Here is a 20,142-nt window from a genome sequence, read left to right on the forward strand (position 1 = left end):
CATCATAGCCTATAAAAATGCTAAATAAGAAACCTTATTATGAATATTTTATAGATAAATGAACATATTCTAGCGGAAGTATTTATGACAAGATTTATCTAATAAATTATAACTACTGGTTTTTATTTAAATTATATACATCCATTATGATTTCATCATATTAGTGTGTTTCATATCACATTTTCATTTTATTTTAATTATAAATTGGATTGTAATGTGATAATTTTTTTAAATAGACTAGGCACTAAAAATATTAATTCTTCATGACTTATAAAAATGCCTGATAAGAAACCTTTTCCTGAGCCTTTTATCGTACCTGAATGGATATATCTGGGTGTAAATGTTCCTGACCAGGTTGTTATTATTATTGGAGATGATCCATCTTCATTTCAATTCGGAGCTGAGCTACGTGACGGACGATTAAAACACGATAGAAATAAAAATAACATTCGTTCGCAGCGCACGAGCACTGCCAGAAGCAGGCTATTACACTTATGCTGTCTTCTTCCCGATTGTACCCCGAGATAAAGCTGGCCTGAGAATTATGCCCAATGCCAATGTTTCTACCCCACAGATGCAGGATTTCTGCAATAAGGTCAGAGAAGTCTGTCATAAATACCGCCAGCCAGACACAACAGACACTAAACCCGAAATTATAATTCTACCAGTAGAGGAAACATGATGACTATTTGGACATTGAAACAAATTGTTGCACTAGCACAAGCAAATTCACCGCTTTACAGAGAACTTTACGCTGATCTAAGTCCTGAAAGCGCCACTCTGTTGGATCTGCCGGTCCTTTCTCATGAAAGATTAATGGAAATTGTTCACAACAAAGATGCCATCCGTTTCTTTAATACCGATACGAGCGCAGGCATTATCTATCAATCCTCTGCCACAACGGGGAAACCTAAAGCTACGCTGTTTGGGCGAGATGAATGGCAGACTGCAATGAAGATGCTAGCAAACTATTATTGGAAGTTTGGTTTCATAAAAGACGGAGATATCATCGCAAATCTGTGTGTGGACAATAGTGCTTCCTTTATGTTTGTTCACGGTACCATCGAACAGTTTCCGGGACGCTGTAGCGAATTACCACTTGGCTCTGATCAGCCTTTCGACTATCTCATCAGTACTTGGCAGAAGTTTTCGGCAAATGTCCTGACTGGTATCAACTCTATCTTTCTTGGCCTTGCACATCATCTACAAAGCCAAGGAATAACTGCACCTGAGGTAAAACGCATCTTATGTACGGGAGAGCTGTTTTATGGCAAACAAGCTGAACTTATTCAGGCTGCGTTCCCTGAAGCCGTTATTATCCCATTTATATATGCCACAACTGAGACTGGCCTGATTGGCCTACAGAAACATGGCTTCTCTCTGAACGAATTTTGCGTCTGTCCGCAAACATGCATCCTGGAAATTGTCGATCCAGTCACGAAGGAGGTCATTGAAGAACCGGGACAAACAGGGCTTGCTGTGGTGACCAGCCTGCTCCGTACTGCGGCACCGGCCATCCGCGTCGAGGTCGGAGATTACGCAGAATGGATCGATCCACCGGGACATGAAGATCGTAAGTTCAGTATTCATGGAAGACGCTACCTAAAACAATATCCTTTCGGCAATACGTTTATTACGGAAACCGACATCTATAAGCTGATTAAAGACATAGAAAACGAGCTACCTTTACTCAAGTTGTGTCTCGAAATTTATGATGACAAGGCTACGATTGTCGTTTCCTGTATGAATCACGATAAAAACCATATCGATCCTAGCACCGTTATTCACGAGTCTGTTAACCGGCTTTTCCCTCATGCAAAACTGCCACAACACTATCTAAGCATTGAACTTGTTCCTTTTTCTCGTTTTATGGATGGGATAAGACGTAAGGGAAGATTTATTACCGACTTACGTACACAGTAACGCTTCATAAACAGGATCTTTAGCAACAACCTGTTATTTTAGATAGAAAAAAGGCTTTATTTATGATCTGATAATTGTCGCCAAACAAAAGACCGAGATCAGAGAATAAAGCCGATGACAATTATCTCCACAAAACCTCAGTTAATACAATTCTTCAGTGACACTTTTCTTGAAAAAACCGCCCGCAATGAGGTACTGGATTTCATCTGTCGGCGTGGTCGATTCGAATTTCGGGTCATCCAGCGTTGGTTTGCACAGGAAAAGCGCTTCTGTTTTTGGCTCACCAAGTTACAGAAAAAGAGCTGGTTGATAGGAAGCTTCCCGAAGATAAAGATCCACCAGAGAAAAGAACCGAGATCAATTACTTTTTCAAAATGAGCAACTATCTGGAACATGTCACTATGTGTGGTTTGATGCCTTACTCATTTATGTATCCCCTCTGACGACTCGGGAAAACGCCCTTAACCATTTCTGGCCTACTGTCCGGCATATTATTGGCAAGGATATCCTAAAACCACATACATTATTCTGGCTTGCAATGTGTAAAGCCCTAGAACTAATGCCTTATAAAAAGCTTTATGTGTCAGGTCACCTCTTAGGCAGTGATGGCCGCAAAATGAGCAAATCGCTCGGCAATGGGGTTACTCCTTTTTCAGCCGCTGAGAAATACAGTACTAACGTTCTGCGTTTCGTTCTGGTGCGTGAAGTGCCCTTCGGCTCTGATGGCATTATTAGTGAAGCGGTTATCGAAAATCGTCTTGAAAAAGACTTGTCTAATGATCTTGGAAACTTGGTTTCTCGTATACTTTCTATGTTAGGTCTTTACTGTAGCAGCCAAGTGCCAATCAATATAACGCCAAGCACCAAAGAGCGGGAAATTATCGCCTTTCCAAAATCAAAACTTAATGCTCGCTGTTCATTTTCCCTGCGTTGTCATGATCAACGCAGGGTGTAAGTTGGTCCCTGGTAATCAGATCATCTCTGTACTTCAAAATAACTCATGAAACTTCATTATTTCTGTGCTAACTCACGCTCTCTGCGGTGATATGGCCTCCTAATATTCCTTGATAGATTGTCCTGTCAGGAGGAGATTGGGAACAATTTGTAGTACTGAATCACCGACGCTTTATCTGGATAAACGAGGTACCACCGCCTAAAATGAAAGACGTGTCGATTCCTAACAATATTCTGGAGGATGAATACAGAAAGTTGTCACTAAAATGTATTCATACAAAACACTATGACCCAAGATCATAAACTACAAGTCGAAGCTATTAGATGCGGTACGGTGATTGACCATATCCCGGCTCAGGTCGGCTTCAAACTACTCTCTCTGTTTAAGCTAACTGAAACCGATCAACGCATTACCATCGGCCTGAATTTGCCTTCCAATCGACTAGGTAAAAAAGATCTCATCAAAATCGAAAATACATTCCTGACAGAACAACAAGCTAACCAGCTTGCTATGTATGCGCCGAATGCAACGGTGAACTGTATTGAAAACTATGAAGTTGTGAAGAAACTCCCCATTAATTTGCCTGAGTGTATTGATAGCGTATTGGTCTGCCCTAACAGCAACTGCATCAGCCACAATGAACCCGTAGAAAGCAGTTTCCGAGTTAAAGTGACAGCAGAAGATGTGGTGCTAACCTGCAAATATTGCGAGAAAGAGTTTGATCGCAATGTCGTGATACTCAACGATTAACCCTCCCATGCCAGTTGCTGAGGCAGAAGCGGACACTATAATAGTACCTTGATGAAATATTCATTTATACCCTATGGATTTCAAGATGCATCGCGACGGCAAGGGAGCGAATCCCCGGGAGCATAGCAAACTATGTGATCGGGGTGAGTGAGTGCAGCCAACAAAAAGGCAACTTGAAAGATAACGGGTATAGTTATCACATTAACAGGAGAACCTATGTCATACGAGATTAATACCAATAAAGCCCCCGCTGCAATTGGTCCCTATGTTCAGGGGGTTGATCTAGGCAATATGGTCATCACTTCCGGCCAGATCCCAGTCAATCCCGAAACAGGTGACGTCGCAGAAGATATCGCCGCTCAAGCTCGTCAATCACTGGAAAATGTTAAAGCTATCGTTGAGAAAGCAGGTCTCACTGTAAGTGACATTGTTAAAACAACGGTCTTCGTTAAAGACCTGAATGACTTCGGTACCGTTAACGCAACTTATGAAGCATTCTTCAAAGAACACAATGCATCTTTCCCAGCACGTTCTTGCGTTGAAGTAGCTCGTCTGCCGAAAGACGTTAAAATCGAAATCGAAGCAATCGCAATTCGTAAATAATCTCTAGCCTGTTTTCTACACTCCCTTGGTTGATTACTGACCAAGGGATTCTACTTTTCACCGGACCTTAACCTTAAATATAGGTCTCCATTCTTTGTTTCAGATCAAATGAGATAGTGATTATTTCACTTCAATTTACTATATATTGTGCTTAAATATAAAAACAACCCCATATATAGCCTCATTCATCTTTAAGTTGAATATCAAAACGAGAATGCTTTGCCTTTTTGGATAACATTCTCAAGGAGTCATATTGTGAAAACTGTTGTGATAAAACGGGACGGTCGCCAAGTACCATTTGATGAAACACGTATCAGAGATGCCGTAAAACGGGCCGCTTCTGCCATTGGCATAACGGATGATGAGTACTGTATCCGAGCTGCATCCACGGTAACGCAATTAATGGCTGACTACAGGCAAGTTGATGTACAAAATATTCAGAACGCAGTAGAAAAACAATTGATAGCAGACAATCATGAACACCTTGCCCACCGCTATATGCAATATCGTCACGACAGGGATACTGTCCGAGAATTACACAGCCGACTTAATCAAGAAATCAGTGGGTTAGTTGAACAGAGTAACGTGTCCCTGCTCAATGAGAATGCCAATAAAGACAGTAAAGTGATTCCAACTCAACGGGATCTATTAGCCGGGATTGTTGCCAAACATTATGCCAAACAACATATTCTGCCCCGTAATGTGGTATTGGCTCACGAAAGAGGCGAAATCCACTATCATGATCTCGACTACTCCCCCTTTTTCCCAATGTTCAACTGTATGCTAATCGACCTGAAAGGCATGCTAACCGATGGGTTCAAAATGGGTAATGCTGAAATAGAACCGCCAAAATCCATTTCAACCGCAACGGCAGTAACGGCACAAATTATCGCTCAGGTTGCCAGCCATATTTATGGCGGTACCACTATCAACCATATAGATGAAGTATTGGCCCCTTTCGTTAAAGCCAGCTATGAAAAACACTTGGCAATTGCCGAACAGTGGGATATCAGCGATAAAAAATCTTACGCCGAAGCACGAACAGAAAAAGAGTGTTACGACGCTTTCCAATCACTGGAATATGAAGTTAATACCCTGCATACCGCCAATGGGCAGACTCCTTTTGTCACTTTTGGTTTTGGTTTGGGGATGTCAAAAGAGTCCCGCCTAATCCAGCAATCTATTCTGCGTAACCGCATTGCTGGTTTGGGTAAGAACCACAAAACAGCGGTATTCCCCAAACTGGTATTTGCTATCCGTGATGGCCTGAATCACAAACTCGGTGATCCTAACTACGATATCAAGCAATTGGCTCTCAAATGTGCCAGCAAGCGCATGTATCCTGATATTCTTAACTATGATCAAGTGGTTAAAGTCACAGGTTCCTTTAAAACTCCAATGGGATGTCGCAGTTTCCTCGGTGTTTATGAAGAAAAAGGTGAACAAATTCATGAAGGGCGCAATAACTTAGGGGTTATCAGTTTAAACCTGCCTCGGATTGCTATCGAAGCCAAAGGAGATGAAAAACATTTCTGGCAATTACTAGACAAACGTCTGGCACTAGCAAAACAAGCACTCATGACCCGAATCGCCCGCCTGGAAAGCGTCAAAGCACGCGTTGCACCAATCCTTTATATGGAAGGCGCCTGCGGGGTTCGCTTAAAAGCCGATGATAATATCGCTGAAATCTTTAAGCATGGCCGGGCTTCTATCTCTCTGGGCTATATTGGTATTCATGAGACCATTAACGCATTGCACGGCAATCAGGTTCATCTATTTGATGATCAACAATTACGTGTAAAAGCACTCTCAATTGTTGATCATCTGCGAAAAGCCACTGATCAATGGAAAAAAGAAACAGGTTATGGTTTCAGTTTATACAGCACGCCAAGTGAAAATCTCTGTGACCGTTTCTGCCGCCTTGATACCGCAGAGTTTGGTGTGATTGAAGGCGTGACAGATAAAGGCTATTACACCAACAGTTTTCATCTCGACGTTGAAAAGAAGGTCAATCCTTATGACAAATTGGATTTTGAAGCCCCTTATCCACCACTCACAAATGGCGGTTTTATCTGTTACGGCGAATATCCTAATCTGCAACATAATCTGAAAGCACTGGAAGATGTATGGGATTACAGCTACTCACGTGTCCCTTATTACGGTACCAATACCCCCATCGACGAGTGTTATGACTGTGGATTCACCGGTGAATTCTCCTGTACCAGCAAAGGGTTTACTTGTCCACGTTGTGGCAATCATGAACCTTCCAGAGTATCAGTCATCCGCCGCGTCTGTGGTTATCTGGGAAGCCCCGATGCCCGTCCATTCAATGCGGGCAAACAAGAAGAGGTGAAACGCAGAGTAAAACATCTGGCAAATGGGCAATTAGGTTAATAAAGGCAGGCTGACAAAGTGAATTACCACCAATACTACCCTGTTGATGTAGTCAACGGCCCCGGAACCCGCTGCACACTATTTGTCGCCGGGTGCGAACATCAATGCCCCGGTTGTTATAACAAAAGTACCTGGCGGGTGAATTCCGGCCAACCATTTACGCAGGAGATGGAAGACCATGTAATTTTTGATTTACAGGACAAGCGCATTAAACGACAAGGACTATCTTTATCTGGCGGCGATCCCCTACACCCACACAATTCACCCGCGATCCTGAAATTGGTAAAACGGGTTAAAACAGAGTGCTCAGACAAGGACATTTGGCTTTGGACAGGTTATCTGCTAAGAGAACTTAGCGAAATTCAACGGGAAATTGTTAGCTATATAGATGTGCTAGTGGATGGCAAATTTATACAAGATCTTTATGACCCCGGTTTACTATGGCGTGGTAGCCGCAACCAGATTATTCATAAATTAAGATAATTTTATCGCTGCCAGCAGATTTTCTTACCAAATCCAAGCGTATTATCAGTCATCTTTATTTCACTGAGATCCAGTTGCCAAATAGGAGTTTTAACAGCAATTGCCACAGGAAAACGACGGCAATAACGTGCTCTGGCAGCTTTATCTTTTTCGCCCTCAAGACGAATGACTTTCCCTTTGAACTGAACGCCTTTTATCTGTGCAATATTTCGAATCTGCCCGGCAATAGTTCCAGCAACTTGCGGGTTTATCTGCATCATTTCACCGTGGCGAGTATGAAGTTCAGTCATAAACCAGAAAGCGATCTCATCGGCATTGAAAACATAGAAGCAACTTGCACACCAAATATTATCACCGGTGGCTGTACAAAGCGTCAGGACATGCTGTCTTGCAAGGTATCTGTGGATAATCTGAAAGTTTTCAGTGGCGTTCACTCTCTCTCCAATAGCAGGATTTTATCTGCCTGGAATTCCAGAACCACGCCGGGATAAACATCATCCTACGGCGTGTTCTGATATCTCCTGACAGAGCCAGGGTTCAGTATGCTCTACTATAAATTAGTTATAGATTTCAGCAACACCTGATAATTGATTCTTACCGCCAGCAGAGATAATGCGGAAAGAAGACGCCCCTGCTTTGTCAGCTTTTTTGGACAATTCGGCACTTAGGGTTTCCAAAGTATCAGCCCCCGTTACAGAAACTACACCAACTTTAGGAGAGGAAGAGGTTTGAACTTCTTTTGCCGCCATACTGCCAAAAGAGATAGCACTTAAAGCTAAAGCAACAGCGATATATTTTACGTTTTTCATACTATGATCCTTGATCAATTTTTAGTGGAATGAGTTACTCTCTGTGATATGGATCATAGTATGCTCTAAAGGCCGGAATAAAAATTAGCAATTATTGCTATTCTATTTCAATTTTTTTGAATAAAAAATACAACGTATCGCAAATTGATATATAACGGGATTTATAAAACTGTTATATTATAATAACTTAGACTAAATTATTCAGAAAAATGATATAGAAAAACGTTCGAGTAAAATATAGATATCAAAAATAGAAAATTCAGAAAAAAATTATATGACTGAAAATCAATGGGTTCTTTACTTACTGAAAACAAAATCAGGCATGCTTTACACCGGGATAACAACAAATATTCACCGCCGTTTTGCACAACATGAAAACGGAAAAGGAGCAAAATCACTGAGGGGGAAAGGGCCGTTACAGCTAGTTTTCAGTAGTCATGCCGGAGACCGCTCCAATGCATCACGTCTGGAATATCAAGTAAAACAATTAAGTAAACAGCAGAAAGAGAGGCTGGTTATTTGCCAGCCCGTCTGTATAGCAGAATATTTAGCATCAATTAGAAACTGCCAAAGTGCGAGGAGTAAGTAACCAGTCCCTGATGATCAGCCAAAAAACTATCAGCTAATTCATATACCTGAAAATAAGATTCATACGTCGGCCACTGGCAATGCAACTGGTGCTCACTGGCAAGCGTAAAACCAAACCGACGATAATAGTGTGGATCACCTAAGACTACGACAACACCATAACCAAATTCATTCAGGCTATCCAACCCTTCATACACCAGCTTTTCACCAATCCCCTGCCGACGATATTCTTCAGCAACAGCTAATGGCGCCAAACCAACCCATTGGTGATCTTCACCATTAATATCCACCGGACTAAAAGCCACGTAACCGATTACCTGGCCTTCGTCATCTGTGGCAACCACGCCTAACGTCAATAATCCATCTTCCCGCAATTGTTGGACCAATTCCGCTTCTGCCGGGGTATCAAAAGATTTCCGTAATAACCGATCTATTCCCGCTGCATCTACCGGAATTTCTACCCTGATCAACATGATAATCGCGCAGGATCGTACTGATCCACGCCCTCCAGCAAACTCTCTTTTATATATTCAGCCAATTGCAATAAACCTGCATGAAGAGCAGAAAGCATGAATCTGAACGCTATTGCATCTACCCAATTTTTAACATTCCCACCTAACTCTTTACGGGCAGTTATTAAAATCAGATCATCGGCTTCGTCACTGAAACTAACCTCTTCCTGCTTATACTGGTTGACAACTAAATAACTATCACAAATGGCAGTAAACCAGCGCAGAGTAAGATTGTGGATTTTTCCTAACACAGCTCAGACTCCTTACTTGATAAAGTAACTTAGCTATTTAGCCAAAATATATCGGCCTTCCCCGATCCTACATCAAGAATCCAATACAGACCTAACTGTAAATTTTACCTTTTAATTATTAGGGTAATATCTGACTATAAACTGCGCTAAATCAAAACATCTCATCGCTCGGTCAATTACAATTACTAATCATTTATTATTTTATTCCGGTATTTTATATGGAGAAACTTTGTCTTACAAAAAATTTATTTACATGGCAAAGTTTTTGTAGATAACAAGCAGATACCCATCAATATCAGCTCAGAATATGATATCGCCGCTTGTCGTTTTTTGATCTAAGGCGGAAATAAAAATTCATATAAACATACAGTTATAGAAAAAAATGTAAACATAAGTTGCATACTAAAATTAAAATTTACACATACTGATTATAGCCGATTGCAAACTTTTGGCTTAATGTATGACATAAGTCCATACGTATTTCCTAAGTTATTTAGAGAGATAACGCTAAAAAGCACGTATAGACTTCATATAAGATTTGCTTTTGGATTGATTATCCTCGGGCTTAATTGTCACGAATGTATATAGTTTAATCTTTATACAAAAAATAGGAATGATGTATGGAAGGCCAAGATATTTATTCAAAATTTATTGGTAAGAGGATAAAGCTATGGATGGATGAACGCTTCCCGCTACAAAATGCGCCGCTTTTCTTTATCTTTTATATCATCAGCTATTCCGTAGCTTTTTATTCAATAGGAGAAAATCCAGTTTTATCATGGGAGATCCTGCTCGGTTGCTTGATGTCCTTCTCCTATTTTTTACTATTACGGATATTTGATGAGCATAAAGATTATCAACTGGATTGTGAACATCATCCACAGCGAATTTTACAACGCGGTATTATTACGCTGAAAAATCTACGAGTACTTGGTATCTGCTGTATCGCATTGCAATTAGGCGGAAGTCTACTTTTAGATCGGGGAATTGGTTCAGTTACTTTTGCCTGGCTGTTAGTCTTCATCTGGACCTGTCTTATGGGGAAAGAGTTCTTCATCGGTGAATGGTTAAACCAACACCTTACTTGGTACGCTATTTCCCATATGCTAGTAATGCCGCTCATTATCTGGTGGTTGGGCAACATCGCCAGCCCTGACCTCAAACTGACTTTTCCAATATGGGTTTTAATGGGGTTATGCTTTTTCTCTGGATTTAGTTTTGAAATTACACGCAAATGTAAAGGCCCAGACGAAGAACGCCAGGAAATACCAACTTATTCATCTATTTTCGGCAGAAAAGGAGCCGTCGCTATTATCGCAGCGTTACTCACTGTAATGCTGGCGTTACAAGTTTGGCTAATCAATATCACCACTGATGGTATAGCGTTATGGGCGTTAATTATCTTGGTCGTTTGTTATGTATTGTGTCTATGGCAATTAGGCAAATTCCTCTATAACCCCACCATCCAAAATCGCAAACGCGATGAAGCTGTCGTGGGAATATTCATGGTGCTAGGTTATTCCGTTTGCACTGCCAGCATCTTAATAAAGCTTGGGTTTGCTTAGGCATTAAAGGAAATACAATTATGTTGCAAAAAATTCTCCAATCATATGTACGTGATGCTTCAGATAATACCACTGCTCACATAGAAAACTGTGCGCGAAGTTCTATTCTAGAATTATCACGCGACATATTCAGCATTAAACACCAAGAAGCAACCCAAACAAAATTATTGCCCCGCCGCCACCTCTATACCTATACCGAGGAAGCTCGGCAAAAACGTCTGGATTATTTAGCAAAACACACCGGACATACATTGGAACACGTGGCAGAGACACATTTGGATGCAACGAAATTAACAAAAACCATTGAGGGATTTATCGGTTCAATAGAAATCCCTGTGGGAATTGCCGGCCCCATCTTGATAAAGGGGCAATATGCTCAAGGGGTATATTATGCGCCACTTGCCACCACAGAAGGCGCTTTAATTGCATCAATATCCCGTGGTTCCTCGGCCATTATGCAATCAGGGGGGACAACTGCGCGTGTACTTGGTCAACGTATGATACGTGCCCCTCGTTTCGAATTTTACAGCGTCTCGCACAGTATTATGTTCAGTGATTGGATCAACGAACATATCAGCGAACTACGGAATGAAATTGGACGCCATTCTAAACATGCACAATTGTTGGAAATAAAACCACAAATCATCGGACGCAGCGTCCATCTGCAATTTATCTATAATACAGCAGCAGCGGCAGGTCAAAATATGACCACCATCTGCACCTGGTATGCATGTCAGTGGGTCCAACAACAGTTAGCCAAAATGGCGTTTATACCACTGCGTCACTTTATGATCGATGGTAATACTTCGGGCGATAAAAAAGTCGCTTATCAATCTTTCATCGAAGGACGTGGAACGCGTGTCGCGGCCGAAGTTTACCTAAATGCTGAATCCTGTCAGCAAATATTGCGGGTCACTCCACAACAACTCGTCGCGGCTTATCACCATATCTGCGAGGGAGCGATCGCCTCAGGGATGGTCGGCGTAAATATTAATGCCGCAAATGTCATCGCCGGGATGTTTACCGCTCTAGGGCAGGACATCGCCTGTGTACATGAATCTTCAGTCGCCCATTTACACATGACATTAACTGCCGACAATCGCGTCTATTGCAGTGTCACACTACCCTCTTTGATCGTTGGCACCATCGGCGGCGGAACCTATTTACCACATCAACGTGAATGCTTGAACATGTTGGGCTGCGCCGATGAAAACGGCACTGCCCGCCTGGCTGAGATCATCGCCAGCTATTGCCTGGCCCTTGATATTTCAACACTGTCAGCGATTGCTGCGGATGAGTTTGCTCAATCGCATGAAAAACTTGGTCGCCACCGTCCTGCACCCACTAGCAACATTGTTCCGAACACCCCGCAGGAACTTGATTTGTCATTTTTCCAACAAGCAAGTTTTAACCCTGTTTTACAAGGCGCCCATTTGACCACAATCAAACCCAAGTTTTCTGGCAATGATGAACACAGCATGCTGACACATCTGAGTTCGAATTATGCGGAACGTTTAATTGGTCTATTTCCTTTTTCTATGACGACATCCGCACAGCATGATTTACCCGTGATGCTGAAACTGAAACCCTTGGGGACGGAAGTTGTCAAGATGGTGCTGGATATCGCCAAACACTGTTCTCCTGAGTTGTTTGCTGTTTTCCAAAATTTTGCACATCAGCTTGAATTTAACCAAAGCCATAACCGTGAATTGGCTATTATGAATCAGCAAGATCCACGGTTGATGCGCTATATTCCCGTTATCTACGGTGTGATCGAAAACGAAGCAACCGGAACTTATGCCCTGATTGAAGAATTGCTCCACGATATGGTGTTAATGAACAATATTAATTTGGAAACACCTTGGGAGCAGCGCCACCTTGAAGCCGCCATCCGAGGAGCCGCCGATATTCATTCTATCTGGTTGGGACGAGAAGAAGAGCTCACGTGGAAATTCCCACAACTGCAAATTCCGAATGCCGATACGGTTTCCCAAATGAAGCCCTTGTGGCAAAAACTAGGCAATTTTGTCCACCAAACATTCCCTGAGTTATTCACCGCCGAAGAAGAGAAAGATTTCCAGTACTGGGTAGACAATGCCGCCACCTGGTGGGAAGAAATCGAACAGATGCCAAGGACATTGATCCACGGTGATTTCAACCCACGCAATATTGCCTTCCGGCAACAGGAAACCGGATTACGTTTATGCGCTTGGGATTGGGAGTTGTCTACTGTGCATCTACCACAACGCGACCTGGCAGAACTTCTGGCCTTTAGCTTAGACCAACAAAGCGATGCGGATAAGGTGGCCTATTATATTGAACTACATCGGGTTGAGCTTGAGCAAAAATCGGGGTTCTCTCTTGATCCAATAAATTGGCGTCGTGGCTATGAATTAGCGCTGCGTGATTTATGGATGAGAAGGATCCCGCTTTATATGATGGCACACAATGTTGTTGGTTATCCATTTATGGAGCGCACAATGAAAACTCTCCGCTGGCTTATTTCATTGACACGGAATCAATAATCAACCGAATAAACTATTTAATTTTACTCTTCCTCTAAAATAAGGGTGCAGCAATAGCTTGTAATACATTCATATCTTATTGATCTATTCACGCCAACAATATTACGTGCAAATAAGACCATGATGTAAGCAAAGTATACTATTGCTGCATTGGTGGAATAATATGAAATATCTCTACACTCAAGATAACGCTATTGAATTGGCGGAACATTCCTTAGGTGGCAAAGCGGCTAATTTATTATGGCTTACGCAAAATGGTTTTCCTGTACCTAATTATTGGGTCATCAGCAGCGAAGTACTCAATAGCCTACTCATCAAAGATACATTTGCCAGCAACATCATAGAACAGTTGGCTACCGTACCAGATGATATCAATCAGGAAAAACTTGATGCTATTGCTGCGCCATTGCGTCAGTGGATACAGTCGATTCCATTGCCTACTGAATTAGAAGAAGAATTGGCTCTCTTATCAGAGAATCACCCAGATACATTTTTCGCTGTTCGCTCATCAGCCATTGGCGAGGACGCCGCCAATGCCTCTTTTGCCGGGCAGATGGACAGTTACCTATTTCAGCGGGGTAAATCCGCACTTGCGAATAGCTTACGTGCTGTGATGGCCTCAGCTTTTAACACGCGTGCATTACAATATCGCCTACACAAACGGCTACCGATGGGCAATATAAGTAGTGCTGTCATCATTCAGAACATGGTTGCCGGTGAGGTCTCTGGCGTCATGTTTACTGCACACCCAGTCACGGGCAGCAGGCAACATTGCCTAATCTCATCCGCCTGGGGCGCCGGCGAAGGTGTGGTTTCCGGCGAATGCGATACCGACGAATTCTCAGTTCATCTCACCACATCTGAGATTGAACGCCATATCACACAAAAAGAGACAACAACTGTTTTCGATACCGCTAATGGCAGCGGTACAGTAACAATACCCGTCGAGGAAGAAAAACAGTGGCAGCCGACCTTACTCGATAATGAAATCTATGCATTACGAAATATTGGCAAAAAAATCGCGGCAGCACGCGGATGCCCACAAGATATCGAATGGACGATTCAAAACCATAAAATCTTTATTCTACAGACCCGACCAATAACCCGATTGCCACGTCTGGATGATAAAAGCGAACGCCATATTATCTTCGATAATTCCAATATTCAGGAATCTTATTGTGGAATAACAACACCACTGACTTTTTCTTTTGCTCGCGCCGGTTATGCCACCGTTTATGAACAGACAATACGTGCCTTAGGTTGCTCGGATAAACAAGTTAACCAACATCGCTCCATGTTGGAAAATATGCTCGGTTTAATTAAAGGCAGGATCTATTACAACATCAACAATTGGTATAAAGGGCTATTATTACTCCCCTCTTTCCAAACCAATAAAAAAGATATGGAAAGAATGATGGGGCTGGAAGACCCGGTTGATTTTGTTGAGGATAAGACACTGTCACTGGGCGATAAAATAAAGAAACTGCCAAAAATGGGGTGGGCGCTTCTGCGCCTGTTATATGCCTTTAGGACGATGGATCAACGGGCAGAACTATTTTTAGAGCAGTTCAAATGGCATGCCGCCGCCATAAAACAAACAGAACCGCATAATTGTAACAGCGGCCAACTGATCGAGAAATTGAAATATCTGGATGAACATCTGCTACGGCGCTGGACGACGCCAATTTTGAACGACTTCTACGTGATGATGTTTAACGGCCGGGTAAATCGTGGGCTAATTGCTGCCGGTATTGAAAATTCATCCGCATTACTAGGTGATCTTCTCTCTGGAGATGAAGATATTGAAAGCACCCAACCAACCAAAGTGCTGCTAAAGATGTGCCAATATGTACGCCAACACCCTGAGTTGCGCAATCTATTGACCCACGGTGATGCTCGTACCCTGCTGACCCAAGTACGCCAACTCGATGAATCATTCCACCAGCAATGCATCGATTATATTAAAAAATATGGCGATCGCACGATGGGTGAATTGAAGCTGGAAACCATCACGCTAAAACAAGATCCCAGTTTTCTATTTCTGATACTAAAAAACTACCTTGCTATCGATACTCTCACGCCAGAAACCCTATCTAGCCGGGAAAGAAAATTACGCACTCAGGCCGAAAATACGGCATTTCAACAAATACACGAGCGATTTGGCTCCAGACGTATGAACGCCTTCAAAAAGAATTTGCAGAAATTGCGTCAGGCGATACGCCACCGGGAAAATATGCGTTTCACCCGGACCCGTATGTTTGGACTATACCGGGATATTTTCCTACAACTTGGTCAAGCCTATGCTCTAGAAGGTATTCTCGCTGAACCCCGTGATATTTTTTACCTCACGTTAGAGGAGATCTACAGTAGCTACGAAGGAACAGCAATACAAACCCAACTTAAGCCTTTAGTTGCTATACGCAAGCAAGAATATGCCAACTACGAAACCGAGGATGAACCCGCTCATCACCTTTTCATTAAAGGCTCACTGTATCAGCAGCAAGATTACAGCTATCCCTATCGGGAAAAACAGGCTCTAACTGATAGCAACGTGCTACAAGGCATAGGTTGCTACCCGGGACAGGTTGAAACAACTATCCGATTAATTAAAAACCCACAAGATGAAATGTCGCTGGCGGGTCAGATCCTGTGTACTGTGCGTACCGATCCCGGTTGGGCGCCGTTATTCCCTACAGCGGGCGGATTACTAATCGAACGTGGTTCCACACTTTCACATTCCGCTGTTGTTGCTCGTGAACTGGGAATCCCCGCCATCGTCGGTATTCCCGCCGTCACACAAATTTTGAAAGATGGCGATCGAGTACGCATGGATGGCGCAACTGGGAGCGTTATTCGTTTGCACGACACCACCACAGAAGAACTGACATCAAGGAGTGAACATGTCTAATATCTTCATGGGAGAATGGTCTCCGGCCAATCCACTGCCCGAAGGTTTTCTTGACCTCCCACCAATTATTTATCGCGACTGGCCGCTCTGGCCCGGCGAAGATCGGGAAAAAGTGCAACAACAGTTCAGCCCGAAGAATTCCTGGTTTGATCACAGCAAAGCTTGGATTGGCTGTATTCCGGGGAAAGCCCGCCTTGCTGGCTTTTTAGTACCTCATCTGGTTGATGGCCGCTCTGCCGCATTTTTCGGTTTTTGGGAAACTGATCATGACATAGCAAGCAACATCATGCTGTTTAGCGCCCTAGAACAATGGGCCAAGGAAAATGGCGCGCTCAATCTGTACGGGCCGATTAACTTTTCAACCTTCGGGCATTATCGCGTTCGGCTTGATCATTTTGATGTGCCCCCCTTTGAGCACGAGCCTTATAACCCTCCTTACTATCCCCTTTTATTGGAAGGATTAGGCTTTGAAACTCGCTATCGCTATACCTCGCTATTCGACGATACCCAAGCAATAGCAGTCAACTTTCAACAGGCTCATCAACGCGCACAAAAACTTCCTGATGTTCAAGCAACATTATTGCCATTAACAACAGAATTATGGATGCAAGAGCAAGTTAAACTTTATTCTTTTATCGACTCGGTGTTTGGTGAGAATTTCGCTTATACCACGCCATCTTGGTCAGCATTTCAACAGCACTGTGGTGAGGAGTTTATTAAACCTTTTTGCCGTTACCCTGCATCATTTCTGGCTAAAACTCCTGGTGGCGAAATTGCCGGGTTAATTTTGAGTCTGTCAGTCCTGCAAAAAGGTCAGCCCGCTATCGGGCTGTTAAAAACTGTGGCAGTCGCACCGCAATACCGGGGCAGTCGGTTATACAGCACGCTGTATTGCTCATTTGAACAGAGCGCCAAACGGATTCACCCCCGTCTGGGAGGAGTCCTAATGCGTGAAGATAATACCTCGCTCAAGACCGCAGGACGGCTTTTCAACACACCGGCTGCCACCAAACATCAATACGCGCTTTACTACAGGAGGATCGCATGACAAATATTTGTCAGCCCATTGTCGATGTAGCCCAAAAACATCCTGAGCATCTAGCGCTACAAGCGCCACATTCACTGGATCACGGTAGAGGTTTAAGCTTTCAGGAATTTTTTTCTCATGCCTCCCATTTCCAGCATCAGTTAACCCAAGCCGGGTTCGTCGCGGGCGATCGCTTATTGGTGATTATTCAACCAGGCTTAGTACTTTATCCATTGCTTATCGCCATTCTGGGGCTAGGGCTAGTTCCAGTTATGCTTGAGCGCGGGCTTTCCAAAAAGCAACTGAGGGAGATACTGCGCCGCAGTAAATTATCGGCGGTGATCACTCAACCTACGTTAGGAAAATTCTGGTTTCTGATCCCTGAACTGTGGCGACTGCGGCGTTTTGTCATCGGACAACGTATCTGGGGCATGAAAGCGCTGGAAGTACCCAGTCAACATTTATCTCTGAATAGTTTTATCTGTCGAGATTTACCGCCAGATACAACGGGGTTAATTACCTTTACCTCAGGTTCCACCGGCATACCCAAAGGTGCAAACCGCACCCATGACAGCCTGTTAGCACAACTTTATGCCATAACAGCGCTTTTTTCTGAGGGAAAGAGTGAGATTGACCTACACAGTTTCCCCGTTATGGTGCTGCACTCATTGTGCTGCGGCAACAGCAGTATTCTGCCTGATTTTGACTTTGCCCATCCCGCAACCGTCGATCCGCAGAAGATCGTCAAACAAGTGCAAGACAACGGCGTTACATGCCTCAGCGGCGCTCCCGCCTATATGGGCAAAGTCACCGGTTATGCTAAGAGCAAAGGATTGTCATTCCCCAATGTGCGAACAGTCATCGTAGGTGGTGCGCCTGCCAACAAGACTCTGCTTGAAAACTGCCTGACCGTCTTTCCACATGCTCGACATTTAGTGGTCTATGGTTCCACTGAGGTTGAACCGATCAGTACCGTCGAAATGACGACCCAATTAAACCACTGGGCAACTCATGATGGTTATTTGGTCGGAAAACCGGTGACACAAGCAGAAATATGTATCCGGGAAATAACAGCTAATCCCCAACAAATTATCCCATTGCCTGCCGGTAATGCTGGTGAAATCTTGGTTGCTGGGCCTCATGTGCTTAAAGACTATATTGATAACCCTCAAGCAACGAAAGAAAACAAACTCCCACGTAAACAGGGAGGTATTTGGCACTGCACCAGTGACGTTGGCTATCTGGATACCACAGGACAGCTCTGGCTACTTGGACGGGTAAAAGACAAAGTGGTGTTAGATGATGGTCGTATCATCCATCCCTACGTATTGGAAAAAAGGATCAATGAACTGCCTGAGGTCACTCAAAACGCATTCGTGTTACATCCTTTAGGCGGAGCCGCTCTGATACTGGAAAGCGCCACACTACCGACAGATTTATCCGCCATTTTAGACGGGTTGGATCTGACACGAGTTACCCGTATTTATTATATTAATTCTATTCCTGTCGACATTCGCCATAACAGCAAAATAAACCGCATTGCGTTGATCAATATGCTCGAGAAAGGCCAATTATCTTCCGTTCCACATAAGGAAAAATTATGAACAATAATCATTTCATCATTCATCTAAACAGAGCAGACTATATTACTATTGGCGGGGCGATATTTAGCGCTCTCTCCGTGGCAGCCGCATTACAACATTGGTATTACTTAGCTATTGCGTTTTTATATCTTGCCATGCTTGGCGACGCGCTCGATGGCATTCTAGCCAGAAATTTAAATATTGTCCGTCCGTTTGGTCGCTATCTTGATGGATTTATGGATCAACTTATTTACTTGATCTCACCAGCAATTATCCTCTATCTCTCTGGTTATCAATCTTGGTATTCCCTGTTTATTATCTTAATGATCATTAGTGGTTGTCTGCGATTATCTGTATTTAATGAAGTTGGGAATATTCAGAATGAAAATCAACTCTCCTATCTTGGTATGCCCGTATTCTGGAGCTTATTTATTCTCAGTGGTTACGCTTTGGTAAGCTTGATAGTCGAATCGTGGTTAAGCCATCTCTTGCTGACATTAGCGCTCTTTGGATTCAGCATCGCCATGCTATGGGATCGCCCGTTTTATAAGTTCAAGAGTCTCAACACTATCATCAGTACAACACTTGCAGGGTTTGTTTTATTTACCGGTCTTCATTTCTGGAGTCTTTATGCTCAATAGTTTTTATCACGGATGGATTTTACTGCTCCCCGTCATCCTTGGTGGTTGTTTACATATGGTGATTGTGACGAAAAACTATTTTTCCCACTGGGCTATTCCAATACATCAACGTTATTTCGGTCGCAACAAAACCTGGCGCGGTTTTATTGTTGTACCCATTATTACTGCGCTATTTTCGCTATTGTGGTTAGTTCTCGGCACCGGAACCCAAGACTCGATTATTCCCCAGACTATTTCCTCCTGTTTACTTACCGGGTTTCTGGCAGGTTGCGGTTATATTCTTTTCGAGTTGCCAAACTCCTGGCTAAAAAGAAGACTCGGCGCACCACCGGGACAACACCCAGAGCAAAATAAACGATTGTTTATTTTATTCGATCAGCTTGATTCCGCTATTGGCGTCACGTTAGTCTATTTTATTTATCTTAATCTCACTTATATCGATGCGCTTTTCTTTTTCCTCTTTTTTTTAATCAGTGCCTTTGTTATTAAAAATATATTATTTTTGTTTTCGCTGAAAAAAACGAGATTCTAGGTGGGAAATTCGATGAAAATACCGCAGCAAAATGGCTGCGGTTTTCGTAAATAATATAATAGCATTTAATTATATGGAAAATAAAAATGTGGA

The 20,142-nt window shown here is 43.0% G+C and carries 18 protein-coding genes; 14 read left to right on the plus strand and 4 right to left on the minus strand.

Going from position 1 to position 20,142, the window contains the following annotated elements; translation table 11 throughout:
* The first annotated feature begins 678 nt into the window (after nucleotides 1-678).
* From V2H77_RS13880 to nrdG, 6 genes are all read left to right on the plus strand, one after another.
* Complete coding sequence (locus V2H77_RS13880) at nucleotides 679-1,923, plus strand: hypothetical protein (RefSeq protein ID WP_265378121.1); 1,245 nt, start codon at nucleotides 679-681, stop codon at nucleotides 1,921-1,923.
* Nucleotides 1,924-2,326: 403 nt separating this feature from the next.
* The gene (locus V2H77_RS13885; RefSeq protein WP_265378122.1) at nucleotides 2,327-2,878 is read left to right on the plus strand and encodes a class I tRNA ligase family protein; all 552 of its coding nucleotides are present in this window, start codon (nucleotides 2,327-2,329) and stop codon (nucleotides 2,876-2,878) included.
* 285 nt (nucleotides 2,879-3,163) lie between these two features.
* Nucleotides 3,164-3,628 (plus strand): aspartate carbamoyltransferase regulatory subunit, encoded by a 465-nt coding sequence (gene pyrI / locus V2H77_RS13890; protein ID WP_323839386.1) that lies wholly within the window; start codon nucleotides 3,164-3,166, stop codon nucleotides 3,626-3,628.
* 216 nt (nucleotides 3,629-3,844) lie between these two features.
* Entirely contained in the window at nucleotides 3,845-4,231 is a 387-nt protein-coding gene (ridA, locus tag V2H77_RS13895; RefSeq protein WP_088374136.1) for a 2-iminobutanoate/2-iminopropanoate deaminase, read from the plus strand.
* Between the two features lie 255 nt (nucleotides 4,232-4,486).
* The gene (gene nrdD / locus V2H77_RS13900) at nucleotides 4,487-6,625 is read left to right on the plus strand and encodes an anaerobic ribonucleoside-triphosphate reductase (protein ID WP_341499274.1); all 2,139 of its coding nucleotides are present in this window, start codon (nucleotides 4,487-4,489) and stop codon (nucleotides 6,623-6,625) included.
* An 18-nt stretch (nucleotides 6,626-6,643) separates the two neighbouring features.
* Nucleotides 6,644-7,108, plus strand: a complete 465-nt coding sequence (gene nrdG / locus V2H77_RS13905; RefSeq protein ID WP_341499275.1) for an anaerobic ribonucleoside-triphosphate reductase-activating protein — start codon at nucleotides 6,644-6,646, stop codon at nucleotides 7,106-7,108.
* Between the two features lie 2 nt (nucleotides 7,109-7,110).
* Here nrdG and V2H77_RS13910 read toward each other — a convergent pair whose 3' ends face one another.
* Nucleotides 7,111-7,542, minus strand: coding sequence for a YhbP family protein (locus V2H77_RS13910; protein WP_341499276.1), 432 nt, complete (start codon nucleotides 7,540-7,542; stop codon nucleotides 7,111-7,113).
* Nucleotides 7,543-7,665: 123 nt separating this feature from the next.
* The gene (gene bhsA, locus V2H77_RS13915; protein WP_088374133.1) at nucleotides 7,666-7,917 is read right to left on the minus strand and encodes a multiple stress resistance protein BhsA; all 252 of its coding nucleotides are present in this window, start codon (nucleotides 7,915-7,917) and stop codon (nucleotides 7,666-7,668) included.
* Between the two features lie 274 nt (nucleotides 7,918-8,191).
* Between bhsA and V2H77_RS13920 the strand changes: the two genes are divergently transcribed.
* Nucleotides 8,192-8,506, plus strand: a complete 315-nt coding sequence (locus V2H77_RS13920) for a GIY-YIG nuclease family protein (protein WP_341499277.1) — start codon at nucleotides 8,192-8,194, stop codon at nucleotides 8,504-8,506.
* Here the strand turns inward: V2H77_RS13920 and V2H77_RS13925 are convergent.
* Together V2H77_RS13925 and V2H77_RS13930 are read right to left on the minus strand one after the other, a co-directional pair.
* Nucleotides 8,475-8,978 carry a GNAT family N-acetyltransferase gene (locus V2H77_RS13925; protein WP_341499278.1) on the minus strand — a complete coding sequence of 168 codons (504 nt, stop codon included), beginning with the start codon at nucleotides 8,976-8,978 and terminating at the stop codon, nucleotides 8,475-8,477. The genes V2H77_RS13920 and V2H77_RS13925 overlap by 32 nt on opposite strands.
* On the minus strand, nucleotides 8,972-9,268 hold the full coding sequence (locus V2H77_RS13930; protein ID WP_341499279.1) for a hypothetical protein: 297 nt from the start codon (nucleotides 9,266-9,268) through the stop codon (nucleotides 8,972-8,974). Before V2H77_RS13930 ends, V2H77_RS13925 begins: the two co-directional genes overlap by 7 nt.
* Before the next feature lie 620 nt (nucleotides 9,269-9,888).
* Here V2H77_RS13930 and V2H77_RS13935 point away from each other — a divergent pair.
* From V2H77_RS13935 to V2H77_RS13965, 7 genes are all read left to right on the plus strand, one after another.
* Complete coding sequence (locus tag V2H77_RS13935; protein ID WP_341499280.1) at nucleotides 9,889-10,833, plus strand: prenyltransferase; 945 nt, start codon at nucleotides 9,889-9,891, stop codon at nucleotides 10,831-10,833.
* A gap of 20 nt (nucleotides 10,834-10,853) precedes the next feature.
* Nucleotides 10,854-13,358: a phosphotransferase gene (locus V2H77_RS13940; protein ID WP_341499281.1), complete on the plus strand. Its 2,505-nt coding sequence runs from the start codon at nucleotides 10,854-10,856 to the stop codon at nucleotides 13,356-13,358.
* Nucleotides 13,359-13,521: 163 nt separating this feature from the next.
* Nucleotides 13,522-16,266, plus strand: coding sequence for a phosphoenolpyruvate synthase (locus tag V2H77_RS13945; RefSeq protein WP_341499282.1), 2,745 nt, complete (start codon nucleotides 13,522-13,524; stop codon nucleotides 16,264-16,266).
* Nucleotides 16,259-17,314: a hypothetical protein gene (locus V2H77_RS13950; RefSeq protein WP_341499283.1), complete on the plus strand. Its 1,056-nt coding sequence runs from the start codon at nucleotides 16,259-16,261 to the stop codon at nucleotides 17,312-17,314. The genes V2H77_RS13945 and V2H77_RS13950 overlap by 8 nt, the downstream gene beginning before the upstream one ends.
* Nucleotides 17,311-18,897: a fatty acid CoA ligase family protein gene (locus V2H77_RS13955; protein ID WP_341499284.1), complete on the plus strand. Its 1,587-nt coding sequence runs from the start codon at nucleotides 17,311-17,313 to the stop codon at nucleotides 18,895-18,897. Before V2H77_RS13950 ends, V2H77_RS13955 begins: the two co-directional genes overlap by 4 nt.
* Nucleotides 18,894-19,517: a CDP-alcohol phosphatidyltransferase family protein gene (locus V2H77_RS13960; RefSeq protein ID WP_341499285.1), complete on the plus strand. Its 624-nt coding sequence runs from the start codon at nucleotides 18,894-18,896 to the stop codon at nucleotides 19,515-19,517. The genes V2H77_RS13955 and V2H77_RS13960 overlap by 4 nt, the downstream gene beginning before the upstream one ends.
* Nucleotides 19,507-20,049, plus strand: coding sequence for a CDP-archaeol synthase (locus V2H77_RS13965; RefSeq protein WP_341499286.1), 543 nt, complete (start codon nucleotides 19,507-19,509; stop codon nucleotides 20,047-20,049). The genes V2H77_RS13960 and V2H77_RS13965 overlap by 11 nt, the downstream gene beginning before the upstream one ends.
* Nucleotides 20,050-20,142: the final 93 nt, after the last annotated feature.

Origin of the sequence: Photorhabdus sp. P32 (assembly GCF_038085095.1) — a bacterium.
Lineage (GTDB): Bacteria > Pseudomonadota > Gammaproteobacteria > Enterobacterales > Enterobacteriaceae > Photorhabdus > Photorhabdus luminescens.